The sequence below is a fragment of the Thiocapsa sp. genome, assembly GCF_022340925.1.
Classification (GTDB): Bacteria; Pseudomonadota; Gammaproteobacteria; order Chromatiales; family Chromatiaceae; genus Thiocapsa.
Genome location: NZ_JAJDNA010000023.1, coordinates 1 through 17,440, shown reverse-complemented (window position 1 = coordinate 17,440; position 17,440 = coordinate 1). Strand labels below are relative to the sequence as shown.

Here is a 17,440-nt window from a genome sequence, read left to right as displayed (position 1 = left end):
AAACCAGCGTCTCCTTAGAGCCCGATCTTGTCGAAGAAGCTCTTGACGCTGTCGAGCCAGGAGTGCGACTGCGGGCTGTGCCGTGACCCGCCCTCCCGCATGCTGGTCTCGAACTCCCGCAGCAGCTCTTTTTGACGCTCCGTGAGATTGATCGGCGTCTCGACCGCAACCCGACAGATGAGATCGCCGACCGGGCCGCCGCGCACCGGTTTGACGCCCTTCCCGCGGACACGGAACATCTTGCCGGTCTGGGTGCCACCTGGGATCTTCAGCATGACCTTGCCGTCCAGGGTCGGGACTTCGAGCTCGCCGCCAAGGGCGGCCGTCACGAAGCCGATCGGGACCTGACAGTAGAGGTGGTTGTCCTCGCGGGTGAAGATCGGGTGCTCCTGCACCTGAATCTGCACGTAGAGGTCGCCGGGCGACCCGCCGTACTCGCCGCGCTCGCCCTCCCCCGCGAGGCGGATGCGATCGCCGGTGTCCACACCCGCGGGCACCCGCACGGAAAGGGTCTTCTCCTCCTGGATCCGCCCCCGCCCCCGACAATGACCGCAGGGCTCCTCGATCACCGTGCCGTTGCCTCGACAGGTCGGGCAGGTCTGCTGAATGGAGAAAAACCCCTGCTGCATGCGCACCTGGCCGCTTCCGCCGCAGGTGGTACACGGCTTCGGCTTGGTGCCTGGCTTGGCCCCGCTGCCACCGCAGAACTGACAGTCCACCAGGGTGGGGATGCGGATCTTGACCTCCTTGCCGGTGACCGCGTCCTCGAGGCTCAGCGACAGGTCGTAGCGCAGATCCACGCCGCGTTGCGTGCGCCGGGTGCCGCCCCGACCGCCGAAGATGTCACCGAAGACATCCCCGAAGATGTCGGAGAAGGATCCCGCGCCCCCGAAGTCACCAGGGCCGCCGAACCCGCCGGCGCCGGCCTCAACCCCCGCGTGCCCGAACTGGTCATATGCCGACCGCTTCTTCGGGTCGCTCAGGACGTCATAGGCCAGCTTGGCCTCCTTGAACCTGGCCTCCGCGTCCGGCTCGCCGGTGTTGCGATCGGGGTGATACTTCATCGCCAGGCGGCGAAAGGCCTTCTTCAGATCGGCCTCACTCGCGTTGCGCGAGACACCCAAGACCTCGTAGTAGTCGCGTTTTGCCATTGAATCACTTCCAGCCGCCAGGCGCCCGATGCAACATCCCGAGAACCCAGAAGCAGAAAGCGCACGGGCGCTGTCTGCACCGGTACGCTTTCGGCCCGGGACGGGTGGTCGGCGCTCGGCCGCTCACCTCACTTCTTGTCGTCTTTCACCTCTTCGAACTCGGCGTCGACGACATCGTCTCTCGCCGCCCCACCGGCCGCACCCTCGGCCTCCCCGGCGCCGGACGGGCCGCCCGCGGCTGCGCCGCCGGACGTCTGGGCATAGAGCCGCTCAGCCATCTTTGCGGAGGCATCCCCGAGGGCCTGGGTGAGTGATTCGATCCGTCCCTTGTCGTCCCCCTTGATCGCCTCTTCGAGATCTTTGATCGCCGACTCGATCGAGGACTTTTCTCCGCTGTCCATCTTGTCGCCGAGCTGCTCCAGCGATTTGCGGGTGGCGTGGATCATGGTGTCGGCCTGGTTGCGAGCCGCCACGAGCGCGTGAAACTCGCGGTCCTCCGCCGCATGGACCTCGGCATCCTTGACCATCTGCTCGATCTCCGCCTCCGACAGGCCCGAGGACGCCTTGATGACAATGGACTGCTCCTTGCCGGTCGCCTTGTCCTTCGCCGAGACATGCAGGATCCCGTTGGCATCAATGTCGAACTTGACCTCGATCTGGGGCACGCCACGCGGCGCCAAGGGGATGTCGCTGAGGTCGAAGCGACCCAGAGACTTGTTGTGCACCGCACGTTCGCGCTCGCCTTGCAGGACGTGCACGGTCACCGCGGTCTGATTGTCGTCGGCGGTCGAGAAGACCTGCTGCGCGGAGGTCGGGATGGTCGTGTTCTTCTCGATGAGCTTGGTCATCACACCGCCGAGGGTCTCGATCCCCAGCGACAAAGGCGTGACGTCGAGCAGGAGCACGTCCTTGACCTCCCCGCCCAGCACCCCGCCCTGGATCGCGGCCCCGATCGCCACGGCCTCGTCGGGGTTCACGTCCTTGCGCGGTGTCTTGGCGAAGAACTCCTCGACCTTGGCCTGGACCTTGGGCATGCGCGTCTGGCCACCGACGAGGATGACCTCGTCGACCTCGCCCGCCGTCAGCCCGGCATCCTTGAGGGCGATCCGGCAGGGCTCGATGGTCCGCTCGATCAGGTCCTCGACCAGCGACTCCAGCTTGGCCCGCGTCAACTTGACGTTGAGGTGCTTGGGCCCACTCTGGTCCGCCGTGATGTACGGCAGATTGATGTCCGTCTGCTGACTCGAGGAGAGCTCGATCTTGGCCTTCTCCGCGGCCTCCTTGAGACGCTGAAGGGCCAGCGGATCGTTGCGCAGATCGACCGCCTGGCTCTTCTTGAACTCGGCGACCAGGAAATCGATGATTCGCAGATCGAAGTCCTCGCCGCCCAGGAAGGTGTCGCCGTTGGTCGACAGGACCTCGAACTGGTGCTCACCCTCGATCTCGGCGATCTCGATGATGGAGATATCGAAGGTGCCTCCGCCGAGGTCGAACACGGCGATCTTCTGGTCACCGCGCTTCTTGTCCATCCCGTAGGCGAGCGCCGCGGCTGTGGGCTCGTTGATGATGCGCTTGACCTCGAGACCGGCGATTCGACCGGCGTCCTTGGTCGCCTGTCGTTGGGAATCGTTGAAGTAGGCCGGGACCGTGATCACCGCTTCGGTGATCTTGGTTCCGAGATAATCCTCGGCGGTCTTCTTCATCTTCTGCAGGACCTTGGCCGAGATCTCCGGCGGGGCCATCTTCTTGCCGTTGACCTCGACCCAGGCATCGCCGTTGTCGGCCTTGACGATCTTGTAGGGGACCATGTCCTTGTCCTTGCTGACGACCTGGTCCTCGTAACGACGCCCGATCAGGCGCTTGATCGCGAACAGCGTATTGGCCGGATTGGTCACCGACTGCCGCTTCGCGGATTGGCCGACGAGGACGTCCCCGTCACCCGTGTAGGCCACGATCGAGGGTGTCGTGCGATCGCCTTCGGCGTTCTCGATGACCTTCACATTGTCGCCTTCCATGACGGCGACACAGGAGTTGGTCGTCCCGAGGTCGATACCGATGATTTTTCCCATGTGTGTGTTCTCCGAAGTGTCTGGTGTGGCAAGCGACGCCAAAGTCCCTAGTGGAAGTTGGGGAAACCCCCTGGCCGTTCAAGCCGATATCAGGAGCCCTGCTGAGAGACCATGACCAGGGCAGGACGCACGAGGCGGCCATTGAGGGTGTAGCCTTTCTGGATGACCGCCACGACCGTGTTCGGCGGCACATCGGAGCGCGGCTGCATCGACATCGCCTGGTGGTACTCCGGGTCGAAGGGCTGATCGATCGGATCCAGGGGCGCGACACCAAACCGCTCCATGACATCGCCGAGAAGCTTGAGCGTCAGCTCGGTGCCTTCGCGCAGCTTGGCGATGTCGGCGCTTTCGTCCCGAGCCGCGTCGTGACCCAGCTCCAGGCTGTCGCGAACCTGCAGGAGCTCGCGTACGAAACCGTCCAGGGCGAACTTGTGCGCCTTCTCCAGCTCGTTGGCATGGCGCCGGCGGAGGTTTTCCACCTCGGCACGCGCGCGCAGCAGCTGATCACGCAGGGACTCCGCCTCGCTGCGCGCCGTATCGAGTCGGGCGGCAAGCTCTTCGGCTGTCACCGCCTCCTGGGGCTCGGCCTCGACCGCTTCCGCTGCGGGCGTCTCTGCGCATTCGGGCGCTCCGCCGTGCGATGCCGAGGCGTCTTCCAAGAGCGCCTCTTCCACCGGCACATCCGATTCGGTCGATTGAGTGCTTTTCGGCTCCGTATTCATCTTGACCTCCGATAGCTCGATCGCCCGTCCGCCGCAACGCGCTGCGTCGAGCGCGCGGCCGGGCTCAGACCTGTCACTACTGCCTCAGCGCTGCCGCGAGGAGGCGAGCCGTCACATCGACGATCGGGATGACTCGCTCGTAGTCCATGCGTGTCGGGCCAATGACACCCAGGACGCCGACGACCTCGTCCTCGACCCGATAGGCCCGCGTCACGACACTGCAGTCGTCCAGCAGTGAATAGCCGGACTCCTCACCGATGAAGATCTGAACACCATCGGCGGCGATGCACCGGTCCAGGATGTGCAGGATCTCGCGTTTCTCGTTGAAGGCGTCGAAGAGCTGCCGGAGCCGCTCCATGCTCGCCAGCTCGCCGAACTCCATGAGGTTGGTCTGGCCGGCGATAAAGCAGTCATCCTTGCGCTCCGCGGCCTCCACGACCTCGTGGGCCAGCATCACCGCACGCATCATGAGCTGATCCATGTTCCGGTGAGTGCGCTTGAGGTCCTCGACGAGGCGCTTGCGGACGTCACCGACGTCCTGTCCGGTGAACATCTCGTTGAGATAGTTTGCGGCCTGCTCCAGCTGGGCAGCACTGAAGCGACGCTCCGTGACGATGATCCGGTTGTGGACCTCACCTTCGCTCGTGACGAGAATCGCCAGGACGCGGTTGGCGGACAATGGTAACAGCTCGATTTGACGAAACACGTTCCGCTCATGACGGGGAAGCATGACGACCCCGGCCAGATGCGTGATGCCGGAGAGCAGATTCGAGGCCGTCTCGATCAGGGATTTCACGTCGGCCCGCGTCTCGAAGCGCGTGCGCAGACTCGCGATATCGTCCTCGGACGGCGGTCGCACCGTCAGGAGCGAGTCGACGAAGAGTCGGTATCCGGCAGCGGTCGGGACACGCCCGGCCGAGGTGTGCGGCGAGATCACCAGACCCAGGTCCTCGAGGTCGGCCATCACATTGCGGACGGTCGCCGGACTCAGATCGAGCCCGGTGTCCTTCGCCAGCGTCCGTGAACCCACGGGTTGTCCTTCCCGGATGTAGCGCTCGACGAGCACCTTCAGGAAGTGGAGCGCGCGTTCGCTGACTGGCGTCTCGGTGTGGCGTGTCTCGGTTGACAAGGTGTGTCCACCATGAACCCGGCGGTGATGTTGATCGTCGAGCGGGCTGCCGGCCATCCAAACCCCGCCCCGATCCCGTCATCGGCAGAACCGGCCGGACCATAAGGGCACACGGCACTGCACGACGAAAGAGACCGGCGGGCGCCTGGCCGGCATCCAGATTAGCACTCACCTCAATAGAGTGCTAACACCGCAATTTAGGGACTCCGGCCAAACCTGTCAAGGCTGTTATGGCTCTCCTATTGGCGCCATCACGCGCCCCATGCTAGTTTTAGCCCTCGCGTGTGCCGCCCGAGAACCACAAGAGTCCATGCCGCAATTCAACACCGTCGGCATCATCGCGAAGCAAGGCGACCCCGAGCAGGTGTCCGGTACGTTGCGGCGTCTGAGCGCCTACCTCGGCTCGCGCCGGATCGACGTGCTGCTCGACGCGGAGAGCGCTCACCTGCTCGGCGCCGAGGTCGGCTCGGCCGTCCCGACCATGGACATCGGCACACGCTGCGATCTGGCGATCGTGGTCGGCGGCGACGGGACCCTCCTCCACGCCGCCCGCATGATGGCCGAGCACGGCATCCCGCTGGTCGGCATCAACCTCGGGCGCCTCGGGTTCCTGGTCGATGTCTCGCCGCAAGACATCGAGTCGGTGCTCGACCCGATCCTGGCCGGACACTACCAGTCCGACCACCGGGCCATGTTGGCAGTGCGGGTGACGGCCGAAGACGCGCTCGAGCGAAGCTACTCGGCCCTCAATGACGTCGTGGTCCACAAATGGAATACGGCACGGATGATCGAGCTCGAGACCTATGTCGACGGGGTCTTCGTCTCCGCGCAACGCTCGGATGGCTTGATCATCGCCACACCAACCGGATCGACGGCCTATGCGCTCTCGGGTGGCGGACCGCTCGTCGACCCCGCATTAGACGCCATCCTGCTGGTCCCCATCTGCCCGCATGACCTGAGCAACCGCCCCTTGGTGGTCCCGGGGGATCATCGCATCGAGGTCCGCGTCCGGTCGCTTGACCAGGGCCATGTGCAGGTGACCTGCGATGGACAGGCAGACCTGCAGCTGCCCCCACGGGGGTCCATCGAGGTCGCGCGGCATCGCTATCGCGCGCATCTGCTCCATCCCAAGGGCCACGACCACTATCAGATCCTGCGCGCCAAGCTTGGCTGGGGGGGGCACCGTCCCTCGATCTGCGGGTGACGCAATGCTGACACACATCGTCGTCAGAGACCTGGCCATCGTGAGCACGCTTGAGCTGGACTGCAGCTCCGGGATGACTGCGCTCACCGGTGAGACCGGGGCGGGCAAGTCGATCATGATCGATGCGCTGGGCCTGGCCCTGGGTGACAAGGCGGACGTCTCCATGATCCGCGCCGGCTGCGAGCGCGCCGAGATCGTCGCCGGCTTCGATCTCGGCGCGGCGGCGGGGGCGCGCACCTGGCTGGCCGAGCAGGCCCTGGACGAGGAAGGCGAATGTATCGTGCGCCGACTGCTCGTTCGCGACGGGCGTTCCCGCGCCTTCATCAACGGCCGTCCGGCCACCGGCGCACAGCTGCGCGACCTCGGTGATCTCTTGGTCGACATCCACGGGCAACATGCCCACCAATCGCTGCTGCGCGCCAACGCCCAGCGCGACCTCCTGGACGCCTATGCCGGTCAGGCGGCGCTGGCCGAGTCGGTGTCGGCCGCCTATCGGGACTATCGGGCGCTCGACCAGCAGCTCGTCGCACTGAAGGCGGCGCGACAGGAACGGGGCGAGCGCGTCGATCTGCTGCGTTTCCAGATCGACGAGCTCGCGAGCCTTGGACTCAGCGCGGCCGAGATCGAGGGCCTGGATCAGGAGCAGCGACGGTTGAGCCACCTCGGCCGCCTGCAGGAGACGGCCGTCCGGCTCCTGCAGGTCCTTTCCGAGAGCGAGCCATCCATCGCCGACCAACTGCGCGCGGCCAGCTCAGAGATCGAGGAGCTGGCCGCGATCGACACGGCGTTGACGGAAACGCGCGATCTGCTGGACACGGCGACGATCCATGCCGCCGAGGCGGCCAGCAGTCTGCGTCACTACCTTGACGGCCTGGAGATCGATCCGGCCGCGCGCGACGCCGTCGAGGCCCGTATCACACAGATTCATGATCTGGCACGGAAATATCGCGTCCGACCGACCGAGCTACCGGATGCCCTGGCGGCCTGCCAGACGGAGCTGGAGGCGCTCGAGCAGGCAGACCTCAGGCTCGGCCATCTGCGGGACGCCCGCAATGCCGCCTTTCGCGACTTCCTCGCGAAGGCACGCCTCCTCAGCGGGGAACGGGCTGCTGCGGCCGAACGCCTCAGCCTGACGGTGTCCGAGGCGATGCAGCAGCTTGGCATGGCCGGCGGGCGCTTCGCGATCGAGATCGAGCCGCTGCCTGCCGACCGGGTGGGAGCGGGTGGGCTGGAGCGCGTGGCGTTCCTGGTGAGCGCCAACCTCGGCCAGCCGCTGCAGCCGCTCGCCAAGGTCGCCTCCGGGGGCGAGCTCTCGCGCATCAGTCTCGGCATCCAGGTCGCCACTGCGGAATGCGGGAGCGTCCCCACACTGGTCTTCGACGAGGTGGACGTGGGAATCGGGGGCGGTGTCGCCGAGATTGTCGGCCGGCTGCTGCGCCGACTCGGCGCATCCCGCCAGGTGCTCTGCGTGACTCATCTGCCTCAGGTCGCTGCCCAGGCGCACCAGCAGATCCGCGTGCGCAAGGAGACACGCGACGGCCAGACCTATACCCGCATCGAGCCGCTCGATCCAGACTCGCGGGTCAATGAGATCGCCAGGATGCTTGGCGGAACCAAGATTACGGCGCGCACGCGCGAGCATGCCTGCGAGATGCTTGGATGGGCCGTCAACACCACGGGGTAGACGCATGAAAGTCATGGTGACCGGCAGCGCCGGTTTTATTGGATCCGCCCTGTCGTTACGGCTCCTTGCGCGCGGAGACGAGGTCATCGGGATCGACAATCTCAACGACTACTATGACATCGGTCTCAAGGAGGCGCGGCTCGCAAGGACGCTCACCGTCGAGGGCTATCACGACGAGCGCGCCGACATCGAAGACCGCACGCGCATGCATGAGCTCTTCGCCCTGCACCGTCCGAATCGCGTGGTGCATCTCGCCGCTCAGGCCGGGGTGCGCTACTCGATCGACCACCCGATGGCTTACGTAGGGACCAACCTGGTCGGCTTCGCGCACATCCTGGAGGGCTGCCGGGATTGCGGGGTCGAGCACCTGGTCTATGCATCCAGCAGCTCCGTCTACGGCGCCAACACGGCGATGCCCTTCTCAGTCCATCACAATGTCGATCACCCCTTGAGTCTGTATGCGGCCAGCAAGAAGGCCAACGAGCTGATGGCCCACACCTACAGCCATCTGTATCGAATCCCGACCACGGGTTTACGGTTCTTCACCGTCTACGGCCCGTGGGGCCGGCCCGACATGGCGCTCTTCAAGTTCACCCGCGCCATCCTCGCCGGGGAACCCATCGACGTCTTCAACTATGGCAGGCATCGGCGGGACTTCACCTTTGTCGACGACATCGTCGAAGGTGTGCTCCGGGTCCTGGACCGGGTCCCCGCCGGCAATCCGGACTGGTCGGGGGCAGACCCCGACCCGGCGACCAGCTCAGCACCCTACCGGATCTATAACATCGGCAACAACAGACCGGTCGAGCTCATGGAATACATCCGGGTCCTCGAGGACTGTCTGGGCCGCAAGGCGCAGATGAACCTGCTGCCGCTCCAGCCCGGAGACGTCCCGGACACCTACGCGGATGTGGCTGACCTGGTTCGGGACACCGGCTACTGCCCGGATACACCGGTCAGCGAGGGTGTCGCCCGGTTCGTGGAGTGGTATCGCGGATTTTACCGCGTGTAGAGCCGGGACGCCGGTATCGGAATCGCCTCATGCCCGCCAAGCGCCGCATCGGCGACTCTTGCAGCGCTGCCAAAAAGCTGAGGTGATTGCCGTACCTCAGCTGGTCCGCGCCGTGCCCTCACTGGCACTGGGGGCCCCGGCAGTCTCTGCTGGGCCGACGAGGCAGTTTGGTCCATCACCCCGTCATTCCGCCAGGGCCTGCCCCGAACCGGTTCCGGGGCCTGCCCCGGACGCGTTCCGGGGGATGCTCGAATGCAGGGCCATGGATGGCAATCTGTTCACGCCGGCCGAGGTTCCACGGTCATCAACAAAGCTGATGGTCAAACGCCGGAGACGGGCGGTTGGCAGCCGATGGCGCCCTTCTACACCTCGTCATCCAGATACCCCGCCTGGAACAGATAGAGCAGCACCTCCTGAGCCGCCTCGGTGGGCGAAAGTGTGCTGGTATCGATCCGCAGCTCCGGCCGCTCGGGCACCTCATAGGGGTCACTGATGCCGGTGAACTCCGGGATGAGGCCTTTTCGAGCCTTCGCGTAGAGACCCTTGCGATCGCGGCCCTCGCAGACCTCGAGCGGGGTCGAGACATGGATCTCGAGGAAGGCGCCGTGCGTCTCGATCATCTCGCGCACCGCGCGTCGGGTCTCCTGATAGGGCGCGATGGGGGCACAGATCGCGATCCCGCCGTTCTTGGTGATCTCGCTGGCGACGAAGCCGATGCGCCTGATGTTGAGGTCCCGATGCGCCTTGGAGAAACCGAGCTCGCTCGAAAGGTGCTGCCGCACGATGTCGCCGTCGAGCAGGGACACCGGGCGACCGCCCGCCTCCACCAGCTTGGCATAGACGATGTTGGCGAGGGTGGACTTGCCGGACCCGGACAGGCCGGTGAAGAACAGGGTGATGCCTTGTCTGTGGGGCGGCGGATAGACCTTGCGCAGCTCCTCCAGCACCTCCGGATAGCTGAACCAGTCCGGCACCTCTTTGTTCTGAAGCAGCAGCGCGCGCAGCTCGGCCGGAGTCACGGTCTGACCCTCGAGCCGCTCCCGTTCGATCTTCTCGGTCGGGAGGAATGCCTGCTTGGCGGGCACGTAACGATACTCTGACTGATAAACGATCGTGATCCCGAGCTCGTCCTGGACCTCCCGCAGGGCGTCCTGAGCGGCTAAAGGCGCATAGAACCGGCTCACGGGCCGCTCGGCGGGCGGCGGAGATCCGTGATCCGGGCCCACGAGGAAGTGGGTGCAACCATGATTGCGGTTGACCAGGGCATGCCAGATCGCCTCGCGCGGCCCGGCCATCCGCATCGCCAGCGGCAACAGCGAGAGGGCGGTCATCTCGTGGGGAAGGTAGTGCTGGACGCGTTTATAGCAGCGCACCCGGGCGTAGTAATGGAGGTCGCCGGGCTTGGTCTCGCCGACAGCGGGGTGGATCAGGATGTGCGCTTGATGGGCCTTGGCGGCATCCAGGATCAGGCGCCGCTGCAGCTTGTGGATGGGATTGGTGGTCTGAAACGCCAGGATGTTGCGCCAACCGGTCTTCGCGAACTGATGGCGCAGCTCGTCCGGGCTGTTCCAGAGGCTCTCGAAGTCATGATGGACAAGGGGCTGGATCCCCTCCAGACGGCCGCTGAGATAGTGGCTCTTGACGCGCTTGTGCAGGTAGCGGACGCCCGGGTGATCCAGCGAATCCGTGCCATAGACGGCAAGCGCCTCGCGCGCCTTGTCCGGCTCCCAGATCTCGGAGACGGTCAGCACGGCCGGCATGAAACCCTCCGGGTCTCGCAGCGCCATCGCGTCGCCCGGGCTCAGCTTCTCCGTCAGTTCGGCGTCGATGTCGAGCACGATCGGGATCGGCCAGACGGATCCGTCGGGCAGACGCGCCTGGTCCAGGACGCTGTCATAGCTCGCGCGGTCCATGAAACCCGCAAGCGGAGCGAACCCCCCGTTCATCAGAAGCTCCAGATCGCAGAGCTGACGTTGGCTGAGGGTCAGGGAGGCGAAAGAGAGTGAGTCCTGCCGCAAGGCATCCGCTCGGGCCTTGTCGACGAGTAGGCTCGGGGCGACTCCGGGCGGCGATGGCGTGCGCATGTTTTCGTCCATTGGTCGAGCTCCTGACTGCGATCAAAGGGGGTGGGGTTCGCGGGACCGCACGGGCAGGCATTGTTGCCCGCCGCAGTCTGGCGGTCAATGGCGCGCCATCCTAGGAGCCTGTCCGCCTTGAGCGATCGTCGCGACCCGAGTGGGAGAGCGAGGCCAGATTCGACCGATGTTGAGGCGCATAGTGGGTCTATCGAACGAGACATCGGGCGGATCTGGGCCGCTCGCCCGCCGGCCTGGCAGATCAGCCTGAAGTCCGACAGGCTCCTAGAGGCGGCACCGCAGAACCGGCCGAAGGGGTCCAGACGCGTCGGTTCCCCCTGCTCGGCTGGACGCGATCAGCCCGCGGCGCCGTCCGCCGAGACGATCCCGAATACCGCGTCCAGGCGGGACAACAGCTCACGCAGCTGCAATGCGACGATGGCGAGCTCGGCGTCGAGCCGCGCTGCTGGATCCAGCTCGCCGTCGTCGAGGTCGGCAAGCTGGGCATCGCCGACACCGAGACGTTTGAGCGAGATGTCCTCGGCCAGGACGAAATTGAGGCGCTCGTCCCAGTCCACGGCCAGTTTCACGACCTGCTTGCCGACTCTCAGATGGGCCAGGATCTCCTCACTCGCGAGGTCTTGCCCGCGACAGCGGATGAGGCTGGAGGCATCGCTGATATCGCGTAGCTCACAGGCATCCCCGATCCTGAAGTCGCTCGGTGCATCGCCGTCCAGAAGCCAACCGGTCAACACCTTGGCCGGCTCCATACGGGGTGCCGGGGGTTTCACCGGCAGGGTCTCGATGGTCTCCCGCAGCAGCGAGACGACGTCCTCGGCCTGCCGATCGCTAGCGGCATCCACCACCAACCACCCCGCCTGAGTATCGACATAGAGGAGGGTGCGACGCGAACGCGGAAACGCCCGGGGCAGCATCTCGCCCATGATCTGCTCGCGCAGGCGGCGCCGTTCCGCACGGCCCACGTCGCGCGCCTCCTCGCTCTCTAACTCACTGACACGCTCCTCCAGCGCCTCGGCGACGGCGGCCGACGGCAGCAGGCGCTCTTGTTTGCGGGCACACATCAGAAGACACCCGGAGACCGAGTGGACCAATCCGGACGTTCCTTCCCCAAGCGGGGGCGACCAGCCTGTCGCCGCAGTCTCGAGCGGACCGCAGGGGCGAAAACGGCGCTCGCTCAGACGCGCCTCCAAACCGGCCGAGTCGAGACCGAACGGGCGCTCCAAGCAATAGAATCGAACATTCTTGAACATCATCAGACCCGGTCAAAAAAGGGCGGCATTATGCCCGAGACGCTGCGGACTGCAAGCACCTCAGGCGGGCGTGGGCGTGACGGCTGGCCGGCGCGAGGCCCGGGCCCGTGCCCGCGGGCTCAGTGAACCAGCGTCGGGTGTCGCCGAGCCTGTAGCGACCCAGATCTGCGTCGCGGGCGGTATACTGGACCGATCCACGACCCAACTCCAAGCCCGGAATTCAAGGTGGATGACCTCTCGCTGCCTGGTCTATTCCTCGCGCTGATCCTTCTGCTCGTCCTGTCCGCACTTCCCCCGTCAACCGGCCTTGACTGGTCCCCGGCCGGCATCTAAGGTGCCCAACCAAGGCACCGTGGACCGGTCGGATTTTCAAGGTCCTGTTTCCAACTGGCGCGCTTGGCGCACACGTTTTGCCGTGAGGCTGGCGATGAAACGTCTCGCGCCATGCGCGCTGCGTATGAGCTCTCATTCGGGGGCTTGGTCAAGGCGTGGCGCGAAGCAAGCGTGGCTCCGTTGCGACGAGCCACAACGCAGTCAGGCCCACAAGCGGGCCATGGATGGTGATTGTCAACTGCCCCTGCCGATAGCAGAAAGTCGATTCTGGGACCGCTCAATGCTCGTGGCGCAAAAGCTGGAAACGACCCGCGAAGAAATCGGAAGCGACCTTGACCGCGAATTGGGGGGACAGAATTCCGCATCTCGCGCCGTATTCGAGGCCGTCCGATCTAAGCGGAGGTGACCGATGGATCCAGAAGCACTCGTTCGCAACCTTTGCGAGGGGTTTTTCCACCGGGACGCTTCTCCGGCTGATGTCCAGCACTGGGTGTCCCGACTGGCAAACGGGCTGTCGGCCGATGAATTGGCTGCCGAATTCCTCAGGACAAAGGAATTTGACGGTGTGCGCAAGAAGCTGCGCAGCCTGTTCGCCGCGCCTGGGCATTTTTACAGCCCGATCGTTGATGTCGAATCCATTCGTCAGCAATTTCAGGCATTCACCAAGACGCCTCTCAGCGATGCGCTTCCGGCGATCCATATTCGCCGCGACGACCAGATCCGGGTCTGGAAAGAACTGGTCCCCTTCCTCAAAGACATTCCCTTCCCGGACGAAAAGTCCCCGGAGTACCGATACCATTTCACCAATCCGGCCTTCTCCTACGGCGACGGCGGCATTCTGCACGCCATGCTGCGCCGGTTTCGCCCGCGACGCCTGGTGGAAGTTGGATCCGGATGGTCGTCGGCCTGTGCCATCGACACCATCGACGGGTATTTGGACGGAGCCGTCGACGTCAGCTTCGTTGAACCCTTTCCCGAACTGCTGATCGGCTTGCTCGGCGAGGATACGGTGTCGCGGGTCAAGATCCACGCAAACGCGGTTCAGAGCACCGACATGGAGGTGTTTAAGCGGCTTGAGAGCGGCGACTTCCTTTTCATTGACTCAACCCACGTCATGAAGACGGGTAGCGACGTCTGCCATGAACTCTTCAATATCCTGCCGGCTCTAAACCCCGGGGTATTCGTCCACTTTCACGACATCTTCTGGCCCTTTGAGTACGGGCAGGACTGGGTGTTGAAGGAGAACCGGTCTTGGAACGAAATCTACGGCTTGCACGCCTTCCTGATGTACAACAACGCGTTCGAGATCATGTTTTTTAATCACTACTTCGGTCATCATTGTCGGGATCTGGTCCAAAGTGACTACCCGGCGATGTTGAAGAACATCGGGGGCAGTATCTGGCTGCGGAAGACGGGCGACGGTTGGCCCGCCGGCACTGGCCGATGAGCGGCGAGCCGAGTACAACACCGAGCGCCAAGGAACCAGGCGAACGCCCGGGTGCCCCAGCGCGCCCGGGCCTTGCCCGTATCTCGAAACGCGCGCGGCCGCGAGAGCCAAGATGTTGCGACCTCGGCAGAAACACGTGACCTAGACAGCAGCGCCTGATACCGTGCAAGTCGCGTGGGCGCCGAACTGATCGGTCCGTTCCTGGACTAACGCCGACGCTTTTTGTTTAGCCGCAATCATGCCGGAGCCTTGGTCGCCAAGCTCGCCGCAACCCCGATCCTGATCGCGGGCGGTATACTGGACCGATCCACGACCCAACTCCAAGCCCGGAATTCAAGGTGGATGACCTCTCGCTGCCTGGTCTATTCCTCGCGCTGATCCTTCTGCTCGTCCTGTCCGCCTTCTTCTCCGGGTCAGAGACGGCCCTGCTGACCATCAACCGCTACAAGCTGCGTCACCAGGCCGATCGGGGGCACCGCGGCGCCCGGATCGCGCGCGCGCTGCTCGAGCGACCAGACCGCTTGATCGGCCTGATCCTGCTCGGCAACAACTTCGTCAACATCATGGCCTCATCCCTTGCGACCATCATCGCCCTCCGCCTTGGGGGCGAGACCGCCATCGGTATCGCGGCAGGGCTCCTGACCCTGATCATCCTGATCTTCGCGGAGGTGACACCCAAAACCTACGCAACCCTCCACCCCGAGCGCCTCGCCTTCCCGGCCGCCTATGTCTACGCGCCGCTGCTGAAGGTGCTCTACCCGGTCGTCTGGGTCGTCAACCTGTTCACCAACGGGCTGCTGCGAATCATGGGGATTGCGACGGTCGGTGCTCAGGGGACGGCGCTGAGCACCGAGGAGCTGCGCACGGTCGTCAGCGAGGCCGGCGTCGTGCTCCCGGAACGCAGCCGTTCGATGCTGCTCGGCATTCTCGACCTGGAGCGTGCGACCGTGGAGGACATCATGATCCCCCGCAACGAGGTGGAGGGCGTCGACATCCAGGACAGCGAGGATGAAATCCTGCACGCGATCCGCAACTCGGGCTATACCCGGATGCCATTGTTCGACGGCAGCATCGACAATGTCATCGGCGTCTTCCATGCGAAACATGCCTTGCACGCAATGCTCGAGGAGGGACTCAACAAGGAGCATCTGCGCGCGATCGCCCGCGAGCCCTACTACGTCCCCGAGGGCACCCCACTCTACCAACAACTGTTGAACTTCCAGCGCGGTAAGCGGCGCGTGGGCCTCGTGGTCGACGAATACGGCGACTTTCTCGGCCTCATCACCCTGACCGATTTGCTCGAGGAGATCGTCGGGGAGTTCACGACGGATCCGGCCGACAGCATCTCGGAGATCCATCGGTCGGAAGACGGCAGCCTCCTGATCGACGGGAGCATCAGCGTACGCGATCTCAACCGTGCCCTACGGTGGGACCTGCCGACCGACGGACCCAAGACCCTGAACGGCCTGATCCTCGACTATCTCGAGACCATCCCGGAGCCGGGGACCAGTCTCAAGCTGGACGATCATCCGCTCGAGATCATCCAGACCGCCGATAATGGGGTCAAGACAGTCAAGATCGTGTCCCGGCCCGGGCGCAAGATGCGCCTGCCCTAGCCCGGATTCGCATGCCGCAGCCCCCCTCGCGACATAGCCGGGCGAGGCGCCGCGGCGCCTAAGCTTTCACGAGCGCCGTCGCGGAGCAGGCTCGATGGGGCGCACCGTTCGGGCCGGAAAGCGGCCGGCCGCCGTTTCCGGATCCATCGCAAGGGGTGATCAGAGCGTGTCGAGGGCCGCCCTCAGGGTCCGCACCGCATTGATCTCCAGCCCCTCTACACCCTCCTTGGGCACGTTGCCGACCGGCACGATCGCCCTTCGGATGCCGTGCTTGACCGCCTCGCGCAGACGGTCTGGACCATTGGGGACGGGGCGGACTTCACCCGACAGCCCGACCTCGCCGAAGACCGCCAGATCGATGGGCAGGGGGCGATCGCGGTAGCTCGACAGGACGGCCAGGATCACCGGCAGATCGACGGCCGTCTCCGCGATCCGCACCCCGCCCACGACATTGACGAAGACGTCCTGGTTGAACATGGTGACACCGCCGTGGCGGTGCAGGACCGCCAACAGCATGGACAGCCGGTTCGGATCCAGACCCAGGGCCACCCGGCGCGGGTTGGCCAGCGGGCTTTCGTCGACCAGGGCCTGGACCTCGACCAAGAGGGGCCGAGTCCCCTCGCGGGTCACCATGACCAGGCTGCCCGGGACCGGCTCGTCATGACGCGACAGAAAGATCGCCGAGGGGTTCTTCACCTCCCGCAGTCCCCGGTCGCCCATCGCGAACACACCCAGCTCGTTGACCGCACCGAAGCGATTCTTGATCGAGCGCACCAACCGAAAGGCACCCCCGGATTCGCCCTCGAAATAGAGCACCGTGTCGACCATGTGCTCCAGCACGCGCGGACCGGCGAGGGTGCCATCCTTGGTCACATGCCCGACCAGGAAGACGACGGTATCCCGCTGCTTGGCGAAGCGCACCAGGTGGGCCGCCGATTCGCGGACCTGGGAGACCGACCCGGGTGCCGACTGTAGCGACTCCGTGAACAGGGTCTGGATGGAATCGACCACCATGACGCGCGGACGCTCCTCCTCCGCCTGCGCCAGAATCGCCTCGACGTTGGTCTCGGCGAGCAGCCGGATCCCGTCGCCTGACAACCCGAGCCGGTGGGCACGCAGCCCGATCTGCTGAGGCGACTCCTCGCCGCTGACGTAGAGCACCGGGAGGCTCCGCGCCAGGGAAGCGCTCACCTGCAGCAGCAGGGTGGACTTGCCGATGCCCGGGTCGCCCCCCAGCAGGACGACCGAGCCGCCGACCAGCCCGCCCCCGAGGACCCGGTCCAGCTCCCCGATCCCGCACGGGATGCGGTCACGGTCTTCGGGGCGAACGTCCGCGAGCCGCTCGACCCGAGGCGGCCCGGTCGCCCCGGCATAGCCCCCGCGCCGGGCGGAACGGGCGATCTCGGCGGTCTCCACCAGGCTGTTCCAGGCGCCGCAGTCCGGACACTGGCCCGCCCACTTCGGCTGGCGCGCACCGCAGGCATTGCAGACATAAGAGGCACGTGTCTTCCGGTTGCTCATGGCGCACGCGCCCTCTTTGTAGACGGGGTCATGGACGGGGTCAGCTGGAGTGTAGACCGGTTCCTTGCTGGCGGTTAGGTTGAAGTTGGTGTTCTCTGTTGCCGCCTGGTTGCCCGGCGGTGCCACAATATCTCAACCATACGACAGTTCGTCCCCGGTCCCTCGCAGAACCGGACTTGGAGTGTTACACCATCCGGCTCCCAGTC

Annotated in this window: 12 protein-coding genes; 5 read left to right on the top strand and 7 right to left on the bottom strand. The window is 65.1% G+C overall.

Features of this window, described 5'->3' with window-relative positions; translation table 11 throughout:
- Positions 1 to 14 precede the first annotated feature (14 nt).
- The 4 genes from dnaJ to hrcA form a co-directional block, all read right to left on the bottom strand.
- A complete protein-coding gene (gene dnaJ / locus LJE61_RS03370) occupies positions 15 to 1,151 on the bottom strand; it encodes a molecular chaperone DnaJ (protein WP_296912735.1) in 1,137 nt (378 codons plus the stop codon).
- Between the two features lie 128 nt (positions 1,152 to 1,279).
- Positions 1,280 to 3,220 carry a molecular chaperone DnaK gene (gene dnaK / locus LJE61_RS03365; RefSeq protein ID WP_519972660.1) on the bottom strand — a complete coding sequence of 647 codons (1,941 nt, stop codon included), beginning with the start codon at positions 3,218 to 3,220 and terminating at the stop codon, positions 1,280 to 1,282.
- An 89-nt stretch (positions 3,221 to 3,309) separates the two neighbouring features.
- A complete protein-coding gene (grpE, locus tag LJE61_RS03360; RefSeq protein WP_296912742.1) occupies positions 3,310 to 3,942 on the bottom strand; it encodes a nucleotide exchange factor GrpE in 633 nt (210 codons plus the stop codon).
- 76 nt (positions 3,943 to 4,018) lie between these two features.
- A complete protein-coding gene (hrcA, locus tag LJE61_RS03355; RefSeq protein WP_296912745.1) occupies positions 4,019 to 5,071 on the bottom strand; it encodes a heat-inducible transcriptional repressor HrcA in 1,053 nt (350 codons plus the stop codon).
- A gap of 310 nt (positions 5,072 to 5,381) precedes the next feature.
- On the opposite strand from hrcA, the gene LJE61_RS03350 reads away from it, so the two are divergent.
- From LJE61_RS03350 to LJE61_RS03340, 3 genes are read left to right on the top strand one after another with little or no spacing between them, the layout of a single operon-like run.
- Positions 5,382 to 6,275, top strand: a complete 894-nt coding sequence (locus LJE61_RS03350; protein WP_296912749.1) for an NAD(+) kinase — start codon at positions 5,382 to 5,384, stop codon at positions 6,273 to 6,275.
- Between the two features lie 4 nt (positions 6,276 to 6,279).
- Positions 6,280 to 7,959 carry a DNA repair protein RecN gene (gene recN, locus LJE61_RS03345; protein ID WP_296912752.1) on the top strand — a complete coding sequence of 560 codons (1,680 nt, stop codon included), beginning with the start codon at positions 6,280 to 6,282 and terminating at the stop codon, positions 7,957 to 7,959.
- Positions 7,960 to 7,963: 4 nt separating this feature from the next.
- Complete coding sequence (locus LJE61_RS03340) at positions 7,964 to 8,971, top strand: NAD-dependent epimerase (protein WP_296912755.1); 1,008 nt, start codon at positions 7,964 to 7,966, stop codon at positions 8,969 to 8,971.
- A 362-nt stretch (positions 8,972 to 9,333) separates the two neighbouring features.
- Here LJE61_RS03340 and LJE61_RS03335 read toward each other — a convergent pair whose 3' ends face one another.
- Both LJE61_RS03335 and LJE61_RS03330 read right to left on the bottom strand, forming a co-directional pair.
- Positions 9,334 to 11,067, bottom strand: a complete 1,734-nt coding sequence (locus LJE61_RS03335; RefSeq protein ID WP_296917417.1) for a bifunctional sulfate adenylyltransferase/adenylylsulfate kinase — start codon at positions 11,065 to 11,067, stop codon at positions 9,334 to 9,336.
- Positions 11,068 to 11,402: 335 nt separating this feature from the next.
- The gene (locus tag LJE61_RS03330; RefSeq protein ID WP_519972661.1) at positions 11,403 to 12,320 is read right to left on the bottom strand and encodes a recombination-associated protein RdgC; all 918 of its coding nucleotides are present in this window, start codon (positions 12,318 to 12,320) and stop codon (positions 11,403 to 11,405) included.
- Positions 12,321 to 13,059: 739 nt separating this feature from the next.
- Here LJE61_RS03330 and LJE61_RS03325 point away from each other — a divergent pair.
- Positions 13,060 to 14,097 (top strand): class I SAM-dependent methyltransferase, encoded by a 1,038-nt coding sequence (locus LJE61_RS03325; protein WP_296909498.1) that lies wholly within the window; start codon positions 13,060 to 13,062, stop codon positions 14,095 to 14,097.
- 338 nt (positions 14,098 to 14,435) lie between these two features.
- Positions 14,436 to 15,713 (top strand): HlyC/CorC family transporter, encoded by a 1,278-nt coding sequence (locus LJE61_RS03320; RefSeq protein WP_296909499.1) that lies wholly within the window; start codon positions 14,436 to 14,438, stop codon positions 15,711 to 15,713.
- A gap of 159 nt (positions 15,714 to 15,872) precedes the next feature.
- Here the strand turns inward: LJE61_RS03320 and radA are convergent, their stop codons facing one another.
- On the bottom strand, positions 15,873 to 17,234 hold the full coding sequence (gene radA, locus LJE61_RS03315) for a DNA repair protein RadA (protein WP_296909500.1): 1,362 nt from the start codon (positions 17,232 to 17,234) through the stop codon (positions 15,873 to 15,875).
- Between the last annotated feature and the right edge of the window lie 206 nt (positions 17,235 to 17,440).

Bases quoted from the DNA above. Each gene is read 5' to 3' on its own strand.
- LJE61_RS03335 (WP_296917417.1), bottom strand. From the start codon at position 11,067: ATGGACGAAAACATGCGCACGCCATCGCCGCCCGGAGTCGCCCCGAGC.
- LJE61_RS03350 (WP_296912749.1), top strand. From the start codon at position 5,382: ATGCCGCAATTCAACACCGTCGGCATCATCGCGAAGCAAGGCGACCCC.
- radA (WP_296909500.1), bottom strand. From the start codon at position 17,234: ATGAGCAACCGGAAGACACGTGCCTCTTATGTCTGCAATGCCTGCGGT.
- dnaK (WP_519972660.1), bottom strand. From the start codon at position 3,220: ATGGGAAAAATCATCGGTATCGACCTCGGGACGACCAACTCCTGTGTC.
- recN (WP_296912752.1), top strand. From the start codon at position 6,280: ATGCTGACACACATCGTCGTCAGAGACCTGGCCATCGTGAGCACGCTT.
- grpE (WP_296912742.1), bottom strand. From the start codon at position 3,942: ATGAATACGGAGCCGAAAAGCACTCAATCGACCGAATCGGATGTGCCG.
- LJE61_RS03330 (WP_519972661.1), bottom strand. From the start codon at position 12,320: ATGATGTTCAAGAATGTTCGATTCTATTGCTTGGAGCGCCCGTTCGGT.
- dnaJ (WP_296912735.1), bottom strand. From the start codon at position 1,151: ATGGCAAAACGCGACTACTACGAGGTCTTGGGTGTCTCGCGCAACGCG.
- LJE61_RS03325 (WP_296909498.1), top strand. From the start codon at position 13,060: ATGGATCCAGAAGCACTCGTTCGCAACCTTTGCGAGGGGTTTTTCCAC.
- LJE61_RS03340 (WP_296912755.1), top strand. From the start codon at position 7,964: ATGAAAGTCATGGTGACCGGCAGCGCCGGTTTTATTGGATCCGCCCTG.